The 16,224-nt window shown below is 62.8% G+C and carries 13 protein-coding genes and 1 pseudogene; 11 read left to right on the top strand and 3 right to left on the bottom strand.

The window, feature by feature from the left end; genetic code table 11:
• Window positions 1-17: 17 nt before the first annotated feature.
• From tolB to ftsH, 5 genes are all read left to right on the top strand, one after another.
• On the top strand, window positions 18-1,322 hold the full coding sequence (gene tolB / locus NKI37_RS19965) for a Tol-Pal system beta propeller repeat protein TolB (protein WP_023673841.1): 1,305 nt from the start codon (window positions 18-20) through the stop codon (window positions 1,320-1,322).
• 249 nt (window positions 1,323-1,571) lie between these two features.
• Window positions 1,572-2,078, top strand: a complete 507-nt coding sequence (pal, locus tag NKI37_RS19960) for a peptidoglycan-associated lipoprotein Pal (protein WP_027050585.1) — start codon at window positions 1,572-1,574, stop codon at window positions 2,076-2,078.
• A gap of 207 nt (window positions 2,079-2,285) precedes the next feature.
• A complete protein-coding gene (gene ybgF / locus NKI37_RS19955; RefSeq protein WP_023694601.1) occupies window positions 2,286-3,368 on the top strand; it encodes a tol-pal system protein YbgF in 1,083 nt (360 codons plus the stop codon).
• A 51-nt stretch (window positions 3,369-3,419) separates the two neighbouring features.
• Window positions 3,420-4,826, top strand: coding sequence for a tRNA lysidine(34) synthetase TilS (gene tilS / locus NKI37_RS19950; RefSeq protein ID WP_023704886.1), 1,407 nt, complete (start codon window positions 3,420-3,422; stop codon window positions 4,824-4,826).
• Between the two features lie 103 nt (window positions 4,827-4,929).
• Window positions 4,930-6,855 (top strand): ATP-dependent zinc metalloprotease FtsH, encoded by a 1,926-nt coding sequence (gene ftsH, locus NKI37_RS19945; RefSeq protein ID WP_023673598.1) that lies wholly within the window; start codon window positions 4,930-4,932, stop codon window positions 6,853-6,855.
• A gap of 66 nt (window positions 6,856-6,921) precedes the next feature.
• Here the strand turns inward: ftsH and NKI37_RS19940 are convergent, their stop codons facing one another.
• Window positions 6,922-7,260 (bottom strand): winged helix-turn-helix transcriptional regulator, encoded by a 339-nt coding sequence (locus NKI37_RS19940; RefSeq protein ID WP_023673597.1) that lies wholly within the window; start codon window positions 7,258-7,260, stop codon window positions 6,922-6,924.
• Between the two features lie 215 nt (window positions 7,261-7,475).
• Here NKI37_RS19940 and NKI37_RS19935 point away from each other — a divergent pair, with 215 nt between their 5' ends.
• Window positions 7,476-8,240, top strand: a complete 765-nt coding sequence (locus NKI37_RS19935) for an SDR family oxidoreductase (protein ID WP_023704884.1) — start codon at window positions 7,476-7,478, stop codon at window positions 8,238-8,240.
• Between the two features lie 19 nt (window positions 8,241-8,259).
• Window positions 8,260-9,144: pseudogene (locus NKI37_RS19930) on the top strand (NAD(P)-dependent oxidoreductase); the annotation flags it as partial.
• 73 nt (window positions 9,145-9,217) lie between these two features.
• Here the strand turns inward: NKI37_RS19930 and NKI37_RS19925 are convergent.
• Together NKI37_RS19925 and NKI37_RS19920 are read right to left on the bottom strand one after the other, a co-directional pair.
• Window positions 9,218-9,670, bottom strand: a complete 453-nt coding sequence (locus tag NKI37_RS19925) for a hypothetical protein (protein ID WP_023704882.1) — start codon at window positions 9,668-9,670, stop codon at window positions 9,218-9,220.
• 238 nt (window positions 9,671-9,908) lie between these two features.
• Window positions 9,909-10,910 (bottom strand): hypothetical protein, encoded by a 1,002-nt coding sequence (locus NKI37_RS19920; protein WP_023829274.1) that lies wholly within the window; start codon window positions 10,908-10,910, stop codon window positions 9,909-9,911.
• A 343-nt stretch (window positions 10,911-11,253) separates the two neighbouring features.
• On the opposite strand from NKI37_RS19920, the gene glmM reads away from it, so the two are divergent.
• From glmM to NKI37_RS19900, 4 genes are all read left to right on the top strand, one after another.
• Window positions 11,254-12,606, top strand: a complete 1,353-nt coding sequence (glmM, locus tag NKI37_RS19915; RefSeq protein WP_023704880.1) for a phosphoglucosamine mutase — start codon at window positions 11,254-11,256, stop codon at window positions 12,604-12,606.
• Window positions 12,607-12,857: 251 nt separating this feature from the next.
• Complete coding sequence (locus NKI37_RS19910; protein WP_023829272.1) at window positions 12,858-13,703, top strand: outer membrane protein; 846 nt, start codon at window positions 12,858-12,860, stop codon at window positions 13,701-13,703.
• Between the two features lie 197 nt (window positions 13,704-13,900).
• Window positions 13,901-14,794: an outer membrane protein gene (locus NKI37_RS19905; protein ID WP_245271492.1), complete on the top strand. Its 894-nt coding sequence runs from the start codon at window positions 13,901-13,903 to the stop codon at window positions 14,792-14,794.
• A gap of 201 nt (window positions 14,795-14,995) precedes the next feature.
• Window positions 14,996-16,171 carry a phosphoserine transaminase gene (locus tag NKI37_RS19900; RefSeq protein ID WP_352791176.1) on the top strand — a complete coding sequence of 392 codons (1,176 nt, stop codon included), beginning with the start codon at window positions 14,996-14,998 and terminating at the stop codon, window positions 16,169-16,171.
• Window positions 16,172-16,224 lie beyond the last annotated feature (53 nt).

Raw genomic sequence — 16,224 nt, 5'->3', positions numbered from 1 at the left:
AAGAGAAGCGAGAAGACATGAAATCCATCCTCAAGCCGCTCCTGATGGTCGCCGCGATGGCGATGGGCATGAACGCCGTCGTCACCTTGCCTGCTCGAGCAACCCTCGAGCTCAACGTCAACAAAGGCAATGTCGAACCGATGCCGATCGCCATCCCAGATTTCCAGGGAGGGCTCGGCGCGCAGATTTCCGAGATCGTCACCGCCGACCTGAAGCGCTCCGGTCTCTTCGCACCGATAGACAAGAACGCCTTCATCGAGAAGATCGCCAATCCGGATGCGCAGCCCCGTTTCGACGACTGGAAGGTGATCAATGCGCAGGCGCTGGTCACCGGCAGCGTGAGCAAGGAGGCGGACGGCCGAATCCGCGCCCAGTACCGACTATGGGATATTTTTGGCAACCAGCAGATAGCCGGGGAGCAGTTTTTCGCCAACGACGCAAATCAACGCCGTGTCGCCCACATCATCGCCGATGCGATCTATGAGAAGCTCACCGGCGAGAAGGGCTATTTCGACACACGCGTCGTCTTCATCGACGAATCCGGCGCCAAGAATGCGCGTAAGAAGCGGCTCGCCATCATGGACCAGGACGGCGCCAATGTGCGCTATCTCTCCGATGGCCGCTCGATCGTGCTGACGCCGCGTTTCTCGCCGAATCGGCAGGAAATCACTTACATGTCGTATGAAAGCGGCCAGCCGCGGGTCTATCTGCTGCAGATCGAGACCGGACAGCGCGAACTGGTCGGCAACTTTCCCGGCATGACCTTTGCGCCGCGCTTCTCGCCCGACGGCCAGAAGGTGATCATGAGCCTGCTGCGCGATGACGGCAATTCCAACATCTTCGCCATGGACCTGCGAAGCCGCTCGACCACCCGGCTGACCAACTCGACCGCCATCGACACCTCGCCCTCTTATTCGCCCGACGGCAGCAAGGTGGTATTCACTTCCGATCGTGGCGGCCGTGCGCAGATTTATGTGATGGGCGCCGACGGCTCGGGCCAGACCCGCATTTCGTTCGGCGACGGCGTCTATTCGACGCCGGTGTGGTCGCCGCGCGGCGACCTCGTCGCCTTCACCAAGCAGACCGGCGGCGAATTCCAGATCGGCGTCATGAAGACCGACGGTTCGGGCGAGCGCATCCTCTCCTCGGGCTTCCAGCAGGAGGGACCGACCTGGGCGCCCAACGGCCGCGTGCTGATGTTCTTCCGCGACTCCGCCGGCGGCCCAAAACTGGTTTCCGTCGATCTCACCGGCCGCAACGAACAGTCGATCCCGACCGCGAATTTCGCGTCGGATCCCGCCTGGTCGCCGCTGCTGGAGTAGGTTCGGCCGAATTGCCACACCTGCTAAAAAGGGGCCCGTTTGGCCCCTTTTCCATTCATTAGTCGCGTTTCGGCCGCATTTCCGCCTAGGGTCCGCGCCAACTGTGACCGTGGATTTGAAGGTCGTGGACGGACGATCGAAACCAAACATTAACCGTATTTCTTGAATGCCGGTTAACCCAAACGTGGTTACTGGGTGATCAACGAAATCACTCGAAATACGATCACTCGAATACGAAGGAGAGGCGGCATGGGCCGTATCGCAGCACTTACCAGAAACCCGGCGATGATCGCCCTGATCGCAATGCTCGCCATCACCGGTTGCGCCTCGAAGAAAACCCCGAACAGCGCTGAAGAGCTCGGCCTCAACGGCGCGGGTGCGGCAACGCCCGGCTCGGCGAAGGACTTCACCGTCAACATTGGCGACCGCATCTTCTTCGACACGGACTCGACCGCGATCCGCGCCGATGCGCAGACGACGCTGTCGCGCCAGGCGCAGTGGCTCAACCAGTACAAGCAGTACGCCATCGTCGTCGAAGGCCATGCCGACGAACGCGGCACGCGTGAATACAATCTGGCTCTCGGCGCCCGCCGCGCCGCCGCCACCCGCGACTTCCTGGTCGCCAGGGGCGTTTCGGCGAGCCGCCTGAAGACCATTTCCTACGGCAAGGAACGTCCGGTCGCGGTCTGCGACGACATCTCCTGCTGGTCGCAGAATCGCCGCGCCGTCACCACGCTCTCCGGCGCCGGCTCCTGATGAGTAAGACGGCGGCCTTAGTCGCATAATTGCAACACTTCCATGCGAAAGGCGGCCTTGTGGCCGCCTTTTTCAGTTTCGGTCCCGGAAACAAACCCGGAAACAAAATTTGGCCGAAGTCTCGCCTCCTGCTAAGAGCCGAGGGCGTCGTGCCGGTCTGTGATCGGAAGGCGCGAACAGGCTCACGATATTCACGGCGAGAGGCACATGCATTTCAGATCGGTCTTGAGCGGCACGCTTGCGCTGCTGCTCGTATCAGGCTTCGCGGCTTCTGCGAGCGGCACCGGACAACCCGCGGATAGCGGCTTTTCCTTCCATCTGCCGACGCTCGGCATTTTCGGCAAGAAGGAGAAGCCGGAGCAGCAACAGATCGCGCAGCAGCAGGACGGCACCGCCGCCGCGGGGCTGGAAGATCAGCTCCGGCAGATGAACGGCAAGCTCGAGGAACTCAACTTCCAGATCCTGCAGATGCAGGAGCAGATGCGCAAGCAGCAGGAAGACAACGAGTTCCGCTTCCAGCAGTTGGAAGGCGGCTCCAGCGGGCAGCCGCCGGCCCAGAAGAAATCGGAGGCCGCGCCGCAGGACGGTGGCGCGGGCACCGGCGTCGCCGAGGCCCCGGCAGACCAGGCGCCGGCCGATGCCGGCGCGCAGCCGGATGGCGGCCAGAGCGTCGGCGAGGTCATCGTCGAATCGCAGACCGGCGATCCCGGCAAGGTGATCAACGGCACGCCGCCCAAGACCTTCGGCACCATTACCGTCGACAAGAACGGCAATGTAATCGACGCCGGCGGCAACACGCAGGCAGCGGCGCCGGCGGAAGGTGCGGCTCCCGCCGCCGAGGCGCCGGCTGCCGGGGCTAAGACCGGCAAGTCGGACGGCACGGTGGTGGCGGCGCTGCCTGCCACCAACAACCCGGAAGAGATCTACCGCAACTCCTACCAGTTCATCCTGTCGGGCGACTACAGCACCGCCGAGCAGGGTTTTCGCGACCACATCGCCCGCTTCCCGAAGGACGCCAAGGCGGCGGACGCGCATTACTGGCTTGGCGAATCGCTGCTTGGCCAGCAGAAGTATCATGACGCTGCCGAGGTTTTCCTCTCCGCCAGCAAGGACTATCCGAAGGCCAAGAAGGCGCCTGACATGCTCCTGAAGCTTGGCGTGTCGCTGGTCGGCCTCAAGCAGAAGGATGTCGCCTGCGCCACCTTCGGCGAGATCGGCAAGCGCTATCCCGATATTTCGGCCGCGCTCAAGGAACGCGTCAAGCAGGAGAGGGCGCTGGCGGCGTGCTAGTCTTTGCCGTGTTGTCCCAGAACCGGGACCACTTTTGCGCGACATGCATTGATGCTCGATACCGAGCCTGACCTTTCGAATTTTTCGCAGATCGACTTTACCAACGGCGCGCTTGCGGCCGTGTCCGGCGGCAGCGACTCGACCGCCCTCCTTCTTCTCCTCAAGGCTCACCTCGACCGCAGCGCCCCGACAGCCCGGCTGCTGGCGGTGACGATCGACCACGGCCTGCGTCCGGAAGCAGCAGCCGAAGCGCGCAGCGTGGCAAAGCTTTGTGCCGAGCGCGGCATCGCGCACCGGGCGCTCAACTGGTCCGGCGCCAAGCCGTCGGCCGGCCTGCCCGCGGCGGCGCGCGAGGCGCGCTACCGGTTGCTGGCCGAGGCAGCGCAGGCGCAAGGCATTGGTGTGATCGTGACCGGCCACACCGCCGACGACCAGGCCGAGACCGTCCTGATGCGAGCCGCGCGGAATGACGGGCGAGAGCTTGCAGGCCGAGGTCTCGCCGGCATGGCGCCTGCCACCCTCTATGACTGGCGGATCTGGATCGCGCGGCCGCTGCTCGGCGCTCGGCGCGCGGCGTTGCGCGCCTTCCTGCAGCGCGAACATGTCGGCTGGGCGGAGGATCCGACCAACATCGACACGAATTTCGAACGCCCGCGCATCCGGGCCGTGCTCGGCGAAGACCGGAGCAGGCAGCGTTTTGCCGAAGCGATCGGCCTGGCCAGGCGGGCCGCCGGCGAGCGCGAACAACTCGGTCGCCGCGCCGCCGCCCTGATCGGTGAATTTGCCAGCCGGCCGGCGAGGGGTCTCATCCGTCTCGATCCCGGTCTTGCCGAAGCTGACGACACGCGAGCCGCGGTCTATGCGCTGCGTGTCCTGCTGGCGGCGACGGGCGGCACCGCCTTGTTGCCGGACCAGGCGCGCAGCGAAGCGCTGTTCGAGCAAATGCGGGCCGGTCGGCTTTGCGCCACATTGTCGCGGGCGGTCGTCGATATCAGGCGAAACGGCATCTTCCTGCGCCGTGAATCGCGCGACCTGCCGCGTTCCGCGCCGGTAGCTGGCGCTCTGCTTTGGGACGGTCGCCGGCGGATCACGCCACACATCGAAGCCGGGGCGATCACATTGGACGACAGTCCGGGTGCATGGTTGATCGCGCCGCTTGGCGCCGCTGCCGCCGCCAAAACGCCGATTGCCGGGGATGGCGCGCCGCCAAGCCTTGTGCGCGCCGCCCTGGCTGCGGAACCGGCGCTGTGGCGCGGCGGCGAATGCCGTGGTTTTGCAGGGGATGTAGCGGCGGCGCCGGCAATCGCCGTCAGCCCGGTCGTTGCGCCCTTTGCCCGTTTCCTGCCGTGCTTCGATCTGGTGTTGGCGCAGGCCGTGGCCGAGTTGATCGGCGCACCGCCTGTCCCGGCTTGCCCTTTGGCCGCCACAGTGCCGGTTGATCATGGCGCGAAAGCTTAACCCAGACGTGCTGTTATGCTTGGCAAGGGGGGGCGCTCTCCCTATGTTAGGCGCAAGTTTCCTCTCATGACGCGTGTCCCAGCGGGCACCAACGGGACAATTGATGAATCCGAATTATCGCAATCTCGCGCTCTGGGCGATCATAGCGGTCCTGCTCATTGCTCTCTTCAATCTGTTCCAGACGCCGCAGACTCGCGGGGCCTCGACCGACGTTCCCTATTCGCAGTTCCTGCAAGAGGTCGCGGCCGGCCGGGTCAAGACGGTGGTCATCGCCGGCGCCCGCATCACGGGCACCTACGCCGACAACGCCAATGGCTTCCAGACCTATTCGCCTGGCGATCCGCAGCTGGTCTCGCGGCTGCAGGACAAGAACGTCACCATCAATGCGCGGCCTGAGTCGGACGGTTCCAACTCGCTGTTCAGCTATCTGATCTCCTACCTGCCGATGATCCTGATCCTGGGCGTGTGGATATTCTTCATGCGCCAGATGCAGTCCGGCTCCGGCCGCGCCATGGGTTTCGGCAAGTCGAAGGCCAAGCTTCTCACTGAGGCGCATGGCCGCGTCACCTTCCAGGATGTCGCCGGCGTCGACGAGGCCAAGGAAGATCTGGAAGAGATCGTCGAGTTCCTGCGCGATCCGCAGAAGTTCCAGCGCCTCGGCGGCAAGATCCCGCGCGGCGTGCTTCTGGTCGGACCTCCCGGCACCGGCAAGACGCTGCTCGCCCGCTCCGTCGCCGGCGAAGCCAATGTGCCGTTCTTCACCATCTCCGGTTCGGACTTCGTCGAGATGTTCGTCGGCGTCGGCGCAAGCCGTGTGCGCGACATGTTCGACCAGGCCAAGAAGAATGCTCCCTGCATCATCTTCATCGACGAAATCGACGCTGTCGGCCGCCATCGCGGCGCCGGCCTCGGCGGTGGCAATGATGAGCGCGAACAGACGCTGAACCAGCTGCTGGTCGAGATGGACGGCTTCGAGTCCAACGAGAGCATCATCCTGATCGCCGCCACCAACCGGCCCGACGTGCTCGACCCGGCGCTGCTGCGTCCGGGCCGTTTCGACCGCCAGGTGGTGGTGCCGAACCCCGACATCGTCGGTCGTGAGAAGATCCTCAAGGTGCATGTGCGCAACGTGCCGCTGGCGCCGAATGTCGACCTCAAGGTGATCGCACGCGGCACGCCGGGCTTCTCGGGCGCCGACCTGATGAACCTGGTCAATGAATCCGCTCTGATGGCGGCGCGCCGCAACAAGCGCCTTGTCACCATGGCCGAGTTCGAGGACGCCAAGGACAAGATCATGATGGGCGCCGAGCGCCGCTCGTCGGCCATGACCCAGGCCGAAAAGGAGCTCACGGCCTATCACGAGGCCGGCCATGCCATCCTGGCGCTCAACGTGCCGTCGGCCGATCCGCTGCACAAGGCGACCATCATCCCGCGCGGCCGCGCGCTCGGCATGGTCATGCAACTGCCGGAAGGCGACCGCTATTCGATGAGCTACAAATACATGATCTCACGGCTCGCCATCATGATGGGTGGCCGCGTCGCCGAGGAGTTCAAGTTCGGCAAGGAGAACATCACCTCGGGCGCCTCCTCGGACATCGAGCAGGCGACCAAACTGGCGCGCGCCATGGTCACGCGCTGGGGCTTCTCCGACAAGCTCGGCCATGTCGCCTATGGCGACAACCAGGAAGAGGTTTTCCTCGGCCATTCGGTGGCGCGCACGCAGAACGTCTCGGAAGAGACCGCGCAGATCATCGACGCCGAAGTGCGCAGGCTGATCGACGAGGCCTATGTCACGGCCAAGTCCATTCTGACCAAGAAGAAGAAGGAATGGATCGCTCTGGCGCAGGGCCTGCTCGAATACGAGACGCTTTCGGGCGAAGAGATCAAGCAGCTGATCGCCGGGCAGAAGCCCGCGCGAGATTTGGGGGATGACACCCCCACAAGCCGCGGCTCGGCTGTGCCGAAGTCCGGCCGCCGCAAGAAGGGTCCCGAGCCCGAAGGCGGCATGGAGCCTCAGCCGTCGAGCTGAGCTGACATCACTTGATGCAAGAAAACGCCGCGGCTCAATCCGCGGCGTTTTGCTATTCAGGGTCTCTCAAAGAGCATGCGGGACGGATGCATTTGCTTTGCCGGGGCGCACACCGTCAGTCCGGCCAGCATGTTGCTTGCCCCATCTGGCCAGCGGGATCAGGGCATTGTCCAGCTCGATGCCGAATTCGGTAATCGAGTATTCGACCCTCGGCGGCACCTCGGGAAAGATTTCGCGATGGACGATGCCGTCGGCCTCCATTTCGCGCAGCTGTTGGATCAGCATCTTTTCGCTGATGTCAGGCACCAGCCGCTTCAGCTCACCGAATCGTGCCGGCGCCTTGTGAATCTGCCAGAGCAGTAGCGCCTTCCATTTGCCGCTGATGACCTCCAGCGCCGGCCCCAATCCGCAACTATCTGGCTGTTTCTTTCCCATGTTTCATCCAATTCTGAGCAATCGGTGGGTAGCTTACATTTTTGTCGGTACTTGAGAAAAACCAAGCCGGTCCATAGCTTCAAACCAGCTCGCCGGCATCGGCGAACACCACAACATCATATCGGTACCTCGCTTCGACCTGCAAAGGCCGTCGGCGGCCGGATTTTGTCAAAAAGGGATGGATCATGACACGATACGCAAACAAGAAGGCCGTTGTCATCGGCGGGACGCACGGCATGGGGCTCGCCGTTGCCGAAGCCCTGATCGAAAGCGGCGCCGAGGTCCTGGTCACCGGCCGCGACCAGCGCAACATCAAGGCCGCGCGAGCCAAGCTGCTTTCGCGAGCTCATGTCGTGCGGTCCGATATCTCAGACATGGCCGATATCGTCACGCTCGGTGCCGAAGTGGGGCAGAAGCTTGGCCAGATCGACTTCCTTCACGTCAATGCCGGGGTGGCCAATCTCGAACCCGTGGAGCGGGTCACCGAGGACAGTTACGATCGCACCTTCGACATCAACACCAAAGGCGCTTTCTTCACCGCGCAGCGCCTGCTGCCCCTCATCAGGGATGGTGGCGCCATAGTCTTCACCTCGTCGATCGCCGACGAATCCGGCACCGGCGGCATGAGCGTCTATTCCGGATCGAAGGCGGCACTGCGCGCCTTCGCCAAGGTCCTGGCCGCCGAGCTTCTGCCGCGCCGCATCCGCGTGAATGTGGTCAGCCCTGGTTTCATCGATACGCCGACGATGGGTGTGGCCGACGCCTCGGCCGAGGAGCGGGCCGCCTTCATGGCGATCGGCGACGCGGTCACGCCGATGAAGCGCCACGGCACGATGGAGGAGGTGGCGCGCGCAGTGCTGTTCCTGGCGTTCGACGCGACCTTCACCACGGGCGCGCGGCTGACCGTGGACGGTGGCCTTGGCCAGGACCTGAGCCCGACACCGGCGTAACCGCGCAACGAAACCAAGGAGAAGCAGAATGAGCGACATAACAGTGATCGGTCTCGGCGCCATGGGCACGGCGCTTGCCGAAGCCTTTCTGAACCAGGGACATGCGGTGACGGTGTGGAACCGTTCTCCGGCAAAGGCTGAGGCTTTGGCAGCCAAGGGCGCCACTGTGGCCAAGAGTGTCGAGGAAGCCGTCAGATCGAGTCCACTGATCGTGGCGTGCCTGCTTGTCTATGACACCGTTCGTGAGGTGCTCGGCCCAAGCCGAGACGCGCTGTCGGGCCGCACATTCGTCAATCTCACCAACGGCACGCCCGAGCAGGCGCGGGCGATGTCGGCCTGGGCGGTGAGCCAGGGCGCCAGCTACATCGACGGCGGCATCATGGCGGTGCCGCCGATGATCGGCGGGCCGCACGCCTTGATTCTCTACAGCGGTTCGCGCCAGGCGTTCGATGCCTGTTCGGGGCAGCTCGGAGCGCTCGGCACCAGCAAATTCCTCGGTGAGGATGCTTGCCTCGCGCCGCTCTATGATATCTCGCTTCTGAGCGGCATGTACGGCATGTTCGCGGGCGTTCTGCAGGCGTTGGCATTGACGGGCGCAGCAGGGATCCCGGCCGGCGAGTTCATGCCGCTGCTGGCCTCCTGGCTTCAGTCGATGCAAGGCCTGCTGCCGAAGTGGGCGGAACAGATCGACAGTGGCGATCACACCAGCAATGTCGTTTCCAACCTGGGCATGCAGGCTGATGCCTACGTCAATCTCATCGATGCCAGCAGGTCGGCTGATGTCAGCACCGAACTCGTCTTGCCGATGCAAAGCCTGATGAAGCGCGGGGTGGCTGCCGGCCAGGCCAATGCCGATCTTACAAGCCTGGTCGCACTGCTCCAGCTCTCGAAACAAGGCGCTTGACGGGGCAAGACCCAAGAGAAGGCCCGCCAACCTTGCGGTTGGGGGCCTTCGATCTTCAAACGCTGCTGGTCGATCAGCTCTTCAGCTTGGCGTTGCAGAGGCTGTAATAGCCGCCGCCCTTCTGGATCCAGCGAAGGCCGTTCAACGTACCCGCGTCCTTGTTGCCGTGGTAGCCCTGCAGGCAGGTCTTCATACGCGCCTTCGAGGGCTTCTCGGTCTTGAATTCGGCGGCGAGGGTGGTCGGGAATGTCACGCCCGTCGGCGCTACAGCGGGGGCGACCGCCGCGCTGGTTTCCTTCTGCGACTGCGGCTCGGTTTTGACGGCATCCGCATTGGCACTCTCCGCAGCTGACGTCGCGCATTTCTCGGTGCGGAAAGCGGTCCAATCCATGCCGTTCAGAGTGCCGCCTTCCTTGGCTGTGCGATAGGCCTCGCCGCATTCCTTCATCGTCAGTGCGCTTGCAGGGGCGACGTTCCACGCAATCCATGCCGTCACAGCCAATGCCGCCAATTTCAATCTGGACATAAGACCCTCCTGGTTGACAAAAGTTCGATGTCCTTTTGTATACCGTTTGTTCTGCATATGTTCAATTGGAATCTTTGCGCCAACCATAAGTCTGCGGTGGGCAGTGTGGGCGAATAGATGATGCCAACACCTTCCGCGATATGTAAACGCGAGCAACGCCAGGTGTTTTCAAGCGCAATAAAAAGGCCCGCGCATGTTGCGATGCGCGGGCCTCTGTCTGGAGAATATGGCTACGCGATCAGCTCTTCAGCTTGGCATTGCAGAGGCTGTAGAAGCCGCCGCCCTTCTGGATCCAGCGCAGGCCATTCAGCGTGTTGGCATCCTTGTTGGCGTAGTAGAGCTCGAGGCAGGTGTGCATGCGGCCCTTGGCCGGCGTCTCGCCGGCGTATTTCTTCGAGATCGCGGCCGGGAACTTCACGCCCTTGGGAGCGGTGACCGAGGGCTTCTCGGGCTCGCTGGTATAGGTCGCCTCGCTCGGAGCGGGCACGGTGTCGTCGTCATCTGCGCCTGCGCCGCATTCGGCCTTGCGGAAGTCGTTCCACTTCTTGCCGCCCAGCGTATTGGCAGACTTGGCAGCCTGGTACTTGGCGCTGCAATCGGCCATGCTCAGGCCCTTGCCGCTGCTGTCGGCAGCTGCCTTGGTGGTTGCCTTGGCGGGTGCTGCCGCGGCCGAGGCCCCGGCGGCGCATTCGGTCTTGCGGAAGTCGTTCCACTTCACGCCGTTCAGTGTGCCGGCGGCCTTTGCCGCCTGGTACTTGGTGCTGCATTCCTTGGCCGTCAGGCCCTTGGCGCCATCGTCGGTTGTGGCTGCGGCCTTGGTCGTGGCCTTGGCGGGTTCTGCCGCGGCGGATGCGCCGGCGGCGCATTCGGTCTTGCGGAAGTCGTTCCACTTTGCGCCATTGAGCGTACCGGCGGCCTTGGCAGCCTGGTACTTAGCGCTGCATTCCTTGGCCGTCAGACCCTTGGCGCCATCATCAGCAGCGGCGGCCTTGGTCGTGTCCGTCTTGGCCGCAGCGGCCTTCTTGGCCGCCGGCTTTGCGGTCTCGGTGGTGGCCGCCGCGTCGGTGCCGCACTCGGCCTTCCGATACTGATTCCAGGTCTGCCCGTTCAGCGTGCCGGCGTCCTTGGCGGCATTATACTTGGTACTACACTGGGCCATGGTCAGCGCGCTGGCGGGCGCCGCCATGAACAAGGTTGCGACGGCAAGACCCGTCAAAGTTGCAAGTCGGTGGATGAGCATGCGTTTCTCCCGTTGCTGCGCCCATAGGTTGTACCTGTGTCAATCAATAGCTCTCAACGCTAGGCTGCGCCAGATGCTAAACGGCGTTCTCCCGATAAGGTGATGGACCCTTGCGATCTGCCCCTCCAACAGTCCGGCTTACCGGCCCAATCTGCGCAGTGTGGCCCAGTGTGAATGCTATATTGCGGCAACACCGTGTCATGATACGCTGCCAACGCTCCGAACAGCCTGCTACAATGATTTTCTAAGAATTGGTAATATACAATCACACAATGTGATAGTCGGGCTCGGACCAATTGTGGCATTACGAGCCGGCTGAAAACCGACGGGGATTCTGGCAAGCATGGCAGGACGTTATTTTGGCACCGACGGCATTCGCGGGCGCGCCAACAAGTTTCCGATGACGGCTGAGATCGCGATGCGGGTCGGCATGGCCGCCGGCCTGTCGTTCCAGCGCGGCAGCCATCGCCACCGCGTCGTGCTCGGCAAGGACACCAGGCTGTCCGGCTACATGATCGAAAACGCCATGGTGTCCGGCCTGTGCGCGGCCGGCATGGATGTGTTCCTGCTCGGCCCGATCCCGACACCGGCGGTCGCCATGCTGGTGCGCTCGCTGCGCGCCGATATCGGCGTCATGATCTCGGCCTCGCACAACCCTTATTACGACAACGGCATCAAGCTGTTCGGTCCGGATGGCTACAAGCTCTCCGACGAGATCGAGGAGCGCATCGAGAGCATGCTCGACAAGGATATCGAACTGGCGCTCGCCGATTCCGACGGGCTCGGCCGCGCCAAGCGCGTCGACGGCGTGCATGACCGCTACATCGAATTCGCCAAGCGCACGCTGCCGCGCTCGATGTCGCTGTCGGGTCTCAGGATCGTCGTCGATTGCGCCAATGGCGCAGCCTACAAGGTGGCGCCCGCCGCACTTTGGGAACTGGGCGCCGAGGTCATTGCCATCAATGTCGATCCGAACGGTTTCAACATCAACAAGGAATGCGGCTCGACCCATCCGGCCGGCCTGCAGAAGAAGGTGCATGAAGTGCGCGCCGATATCGGCATCGCACTCGACGGCGATGCCGACCGTGTCGTCATCGTCGACGAGAACGGCACCATCGTCGACGGTGACCAGATCATGGCGCTGATCGCCGAGTCCTGGCACCAGAGCGGGCGACTGGCCGGCGGCGGCGTCGTCTCGACGGTGATGTCCAATCTCGGCCTCGAACGCTTCCTTGGCGACATGAAGCTGCAGCTGCATCGCACCAAGGTCGGCGACCGCTATGTCGTTGAGCATATGCGCGCGCACGGGTTGAATGTCGGCGGCGAGCAGTCGGGCCACATTGTGCTGTCCGATTTCTCGACCACTGGCGACGGGCTGGTCTCGGCTCTGCAGGTGCTGGCCTGCATCAAGCGGCAGAACCGGCCGGTCAGCGAATTGTCGAAGAAATTCGAGCCGGTGCCGCAACTGTTGAAGAATGTCCGCATCGCCGGCGGCAAGCCGCTTGAAGAAGCCTTAGTCAAGGCGGCGATCGAAGATGCGCGCAACCGTCTAGGCAAGGCCGGCCGCCTGGTTATCCGGCCCTCGGGCACCGAGCCGCTGATCCGCGTCATGGCCGAGGGCGACGACCCACAGCTGGTCGAGGCCGTGGTCAACGACATCGTCGACATCATCTCGGAAACGCGCAGCGCCGCCTGATTGCGCTGCCTCCGACGGGCAGGGGCGAACTGCCGGCTCAAGACAAAAAGCCCGCCTGCAGGCGGGCTTTTTGTTTCGGCCAGGGTGGTCCCAGCGTCATGCCGGCGGAGGCCGTTTGGTAAAATGTCGAGAATTCGTGGTTAATCGACAGGGTTAAACGCCTTTTAACTTTTGCAATTCATTATCCACAACTGAGGTCAAACACATTCGAGCGGATTCAAAGTTCCGACGGGTTCTCAGGGGTGACAAACATGTTCAATACAGCAAAAATGGCTTTCCTTGCCGCGCTGTTCGCAGGCGTGGCCGGGCCAGTATTCGCCGCCGATCTGGCGGAGCCGCCAGTGGTCGAAGAGGCGCCGGCGCCGATCGCCTATGAACAGCCGGCCGATTTCGGCGGCTGGTACATCCGCGGCGATATCGACTATCACTGGTCGAAGTTCCGCGGTGGTGACTACACCACCTACAGCCCGGCACCGCCCCAACTCCCCGGTTCGTTCGCCTCCGGCAAGTTGAAGAGTTCCTTTTCGGCCGGCGCCGGTGTCGGTTACCAGGTCAACCGGTACTTCCGCACCGATCTGACCTTCGACTGGATGGGCAAGTCCAATTTCCGCGGCTCGACCAATGGTTTCTGCGGCGGCGGCATAGCTTGTACCTCCGTCGACACATCGTCCTATTCGGCGATGCTGCTCCTGGCCAATGCCTATGTCGATATCGGCACCTGGCACGGCGTGACGCCCTATGTCGGCGCCGGCATCGGTGGTGCCTGGGTCAAGTGGGATACGCTGCACAATACCGATCTCGATGGCTCCTTCGAGCACAGCGGCGGCAAGGGCTGGCGCTTTGCCTATGCCCTCATGGCCGGCGCCTCCTACTGCCTGACCGACCGGGTCAAGCTCGATCTCGGCTATCGCTACAGCCACATCAATGGTGGCAAGATGTTCAACTACGCCTCCGACAGCGATGTCGGCCCGGGCTTCGATCGAGGCATCAACGTGCACGAAGTGCGCGGCGGCCTGCGCTACCAGTTCGGCCGGTCGGACTGCGCCCCGCCGCCGGAGCCCTACGTTCCCGAACCGGAGCCGGTCTACACCAAGTAGTCGCTTCGAAATCCAGGAATTTGCGAACCGCCCGGCCATGCCGGGCGGTTTTTGTTTGCCGATTGCGGTGCACTTCCAGGCCGCGGCGTGCGGAGGAGAAAGCCTATCGAAATCAAATCGGTAACGTCGCGTTATCCTTAACCCGCACTTAACCACTATGGTTAACAATGCCCACTGAAACGGCGCTTGCGATCAAAATGAAGAGCGCCAATTTCAGGAGCCGGGGACCCATGAATTTCAAATTGCTGACAGCGCCGGCACTTGCCGCACTCGCGCTAGCGCTGCTGACGCCGGCGCAAGCCGCGGACTACGACCCGCCGATCTATGTCGATCAGGCGCCGGACTATCAACCGGTCGAGGTCGGCTCGGGCTGGTATCTGCGCGGCGATGTCGGCTACGCGTTCAGCCATCCCTTCGAGCATGAGGAAGCGACAACCGGCCCGCTTAACAGCTTTACCGATGAGAGCAGCCTTTTCACAGGCAGTTTCGGTATGGGGTATCATGTCAACGACTATCTTCGGGTCGAACTGAACGGCGGGATTCTTCCGACCGACAAATTCGGGGAACACGCCAAGTTGGCAGCCACTTGCGACGGCCATACGCTTGTGGACGACGGTTTTGGCACCATCAATTCCGTCGCGGCTACGCAGGCATGCGATCTTTCCGACAATGCTTCCAACAAAGGCTACAGCATCATGGCCAATGGCTATGTGGATCTCGGCACCTATGTTGGAATCACTCCATATCTTGGCGGAGGGGTCGGTGTCGCATACAATAAATATTACAGGAGCATTGGGGCGAAGGATTGCGTGGAAGTGGCCCCCAATTCGTCCGGCACGGGCGGGTTCTCTTGTGATGATCCGGCCGGTTACGAGGGTGCAACGGATAAGGAGGGCAAATTCAACCTTGCCTATTCGATCGGGGGCGGTCTTTCCTATCAGGTGGCCAAGAACGTGTCGGTTGACCTTGGCTACGAATATTTCTCGGTGCCGGGCGCCAAATATGTCGCTTATGACAGCGGCGCCTTCAACATCCACAAGGGCATCAATTATCAGACGGTCAAGCTCGGGCTGCGCTACGACCTCTGGTAGGCTGGCTGCAGATACGAAACCCGACGGCGGATCTCTTCGATCCGCCGTTTGCGTTTGGGCTCACGACATCCTGATCCCGGACTGCTTCTATCTTGTCAGCGACAAAAACTTTCCTCTTGACGCCTGAGGGCTGAACGCATATCGCCGTCCGTGGGCCACCCCTCCCCAACGAGGGGCCACTATCTGGAAGGATAGACCACGATGACGACGCATACGAAGCCCGGACTCCGTCCGGCAAACCCCAATTTCTCCTCAGGTCCCTGCGCAAAACGCCCCGGCTGGTCGGTCGAGGCGCTGAAGAATGCTGCGCTCGGCCGTTCGCACCGCGCCAAGATCGGCAAGACCAAGCTCGAACAGGCCATCGAGTTGACGCGCGAGATTCTCCAGGTTCCGGCCGATTACCGTATCGGCATCGTGCCGGCGTCGGACACGGGTGCTGTCGAGATGGCGCTGTGGTCGCTGCTCGGTGAACGCGGTGTCGACATGGTGGCATGGGAAAGCTTTGGCTCCGGCTGGGTGACCGATGTGGTCAAGCAGCTGAAGCTCGCCGATATCAGAAGGATCGAGGCAGGCTATGGCGAGCTGCCGGATCTCACCAAGATCGATTTCGACCGCGATGTGGTCTTCACCTGGAACGGCACGACCTCGGGCGTGCGCGTGCCGAATGGCGATTTCATTCCAGCCGACCGCAAAGGCCTGACCATCTGCGATGCGACCTCGGCCGCATTCGCGCAGAGGCTCGATTTCCAGAAGCTCGATGTCGTCACCTTCTCCTGGCAGAAAGTGCTGGGCGGCGAGGGCGCACACGGCATGCTGATCCTGTCGCCTCGCGCCGTCGAGCGACTGGAAACCTACAAGCCGGCGTGGCCGCTGCCGAAAATCTTCCGCCTGACCTCGGGCGGCAAGCTGATCGAAGGCGTCTTCAAGGGCGAGACCATCAACACGCCGTCGATGCTGTGCGTCGAGGACTATCTCGATGCGCTTCATTGGGCGAAGTCGATCGGCGGTCTCGATGCGTTGATTGCCAGAGCCGATGCCAATGCCGCCGTGCTCGATGGGTTTGTCGACAAGTCGTCCTGGCTCGGCCATCTCGCAGTCGATGCGGCGACACGGTCCAACACGTCCGTATGTCTGTCCTTCACCGACGCCGATGTCGCGGCGCTCGACGCCGACGGGCAGGCGGCCTTCGCCAAGGCGATCGTCTCTGTGCTCGACAAGGAAGGCGTCGCCTACGACATCGGCTCCTATCGTGACGCACCTTCCGGTCTGCGCATCTGGTGCGGCGCCACCGTCGAGACCTCCGATCTCGAGGCGCTGCTGCCCTGGCTCGACTGGGCCTTCGCCACGCAGAAGGCTTCGGTGAAGGCAGCAGCCTGAGAATTCGTGGCGGCCTGCGGGCCGCCATTTCCCGACAATCCAGTTCAAGGAGG

Source organism: Mesorhizobium sp. M0626, assembly GCF_040320665.1.
GTDB lineage: Bacteria > Pseudomonadota > Alphaproteobacteria > Rhizobiales > Rhizobiaceae > Mesorhizobium.
The sequence above is the reverse complement of the archived record's forward strand: the minus strand, read 5'-3'. Positions and strand labels throughout refer to the sequence as shown.

What these genes read in the sequence shown, in the direction of transcription:
- tolB (WP_023673841.1), top strand. Translation starts at nt 18, where the DNA reads ATGAAATCCATCCTCAAGCCGCTCCTGATGGTCGCCGCGATGGCGATG.
- pal (WP_027050585.1), top strand. Translation starts at nt 1,572, where the DNA reads ATGGGCCGTATCGCAGCACTTACCAGAAACCCGGCGATGATCGCCCTG.
- ybgF (WP_023694601.1), top strand. Translation starts at nt 2,286, where the DNA reads ATGCATTTCAGATCGGTCTTGAGCGGCACGCTTGCGCTGCTGCTCGTA.
- tilS (WP_023704886.1), top strand. Translation starts at nt 3,420, where the DNA reads ATGCTCGATACCGAGCCTGACCTTTCGAATTTTTCGCAGATCGACTTT.
- ftsH (WP_023673598.1), top strand. Translation starts at nt 4,930, where the DNA reads ATGAATCCGAATTATCGCAATCTCGCGCTCTGGGCGATCATAGCGGTC.
- NKI37_RS19935 (WP_023704884.1), top strand. Translation starts at nt 7,476, where the DNA reads ATGACACGATACGCAAACAAGAAGGCCGTTGTCATCGGCGGGACGCAC.
- NKI37_RS19925 (WP_023704882.1), bottom strand. Translation starts at nt 9,670, where the DNA reads ATGTCCAGATTGAAATTGGCGGCATTGGCTGTGACGGCATGGATTGCG.
- NKI37_RS19920 (WP_023829274.1), bottom strand. Translation starts at nt 10,910, where the DNA reads ATGCTCATCCACCGACTTGCAACTTTGACGGGTCTTGCCGTCGCAACC.
- glmM (WP_023704880.1), top strand. Translation starts at nt 11,254, where the DNA reads ATGGCAGGACGTTATTTTGGCACCGACGGCATTCGCGGGCGCGCCAAC.
- NKI37_RS19910 (WP_023829272.1), top strand. Translation starts at nt 12,858, where the DNA reads ATGTTCAATACAGCAAAAATGGCTTTCCTTGCCGCGCTGTTCGCAGGC.
- NKI37_RS19905 (WP_245271492.1), top strand. Translation starts at nt 13,901, where the DNA reads ATGAAGAGCGCCAATTTCAGGAGCCGGGGACCCATGAATTTCAAATTG.
- NKI37_RS19900 (WP_352791176.1), top strand. Translation starts at nt 14,996, where the DNA reads ATGACGACGCATACGAAGCCCGGACTCCGTCCGGCAAACCCCAATTTC.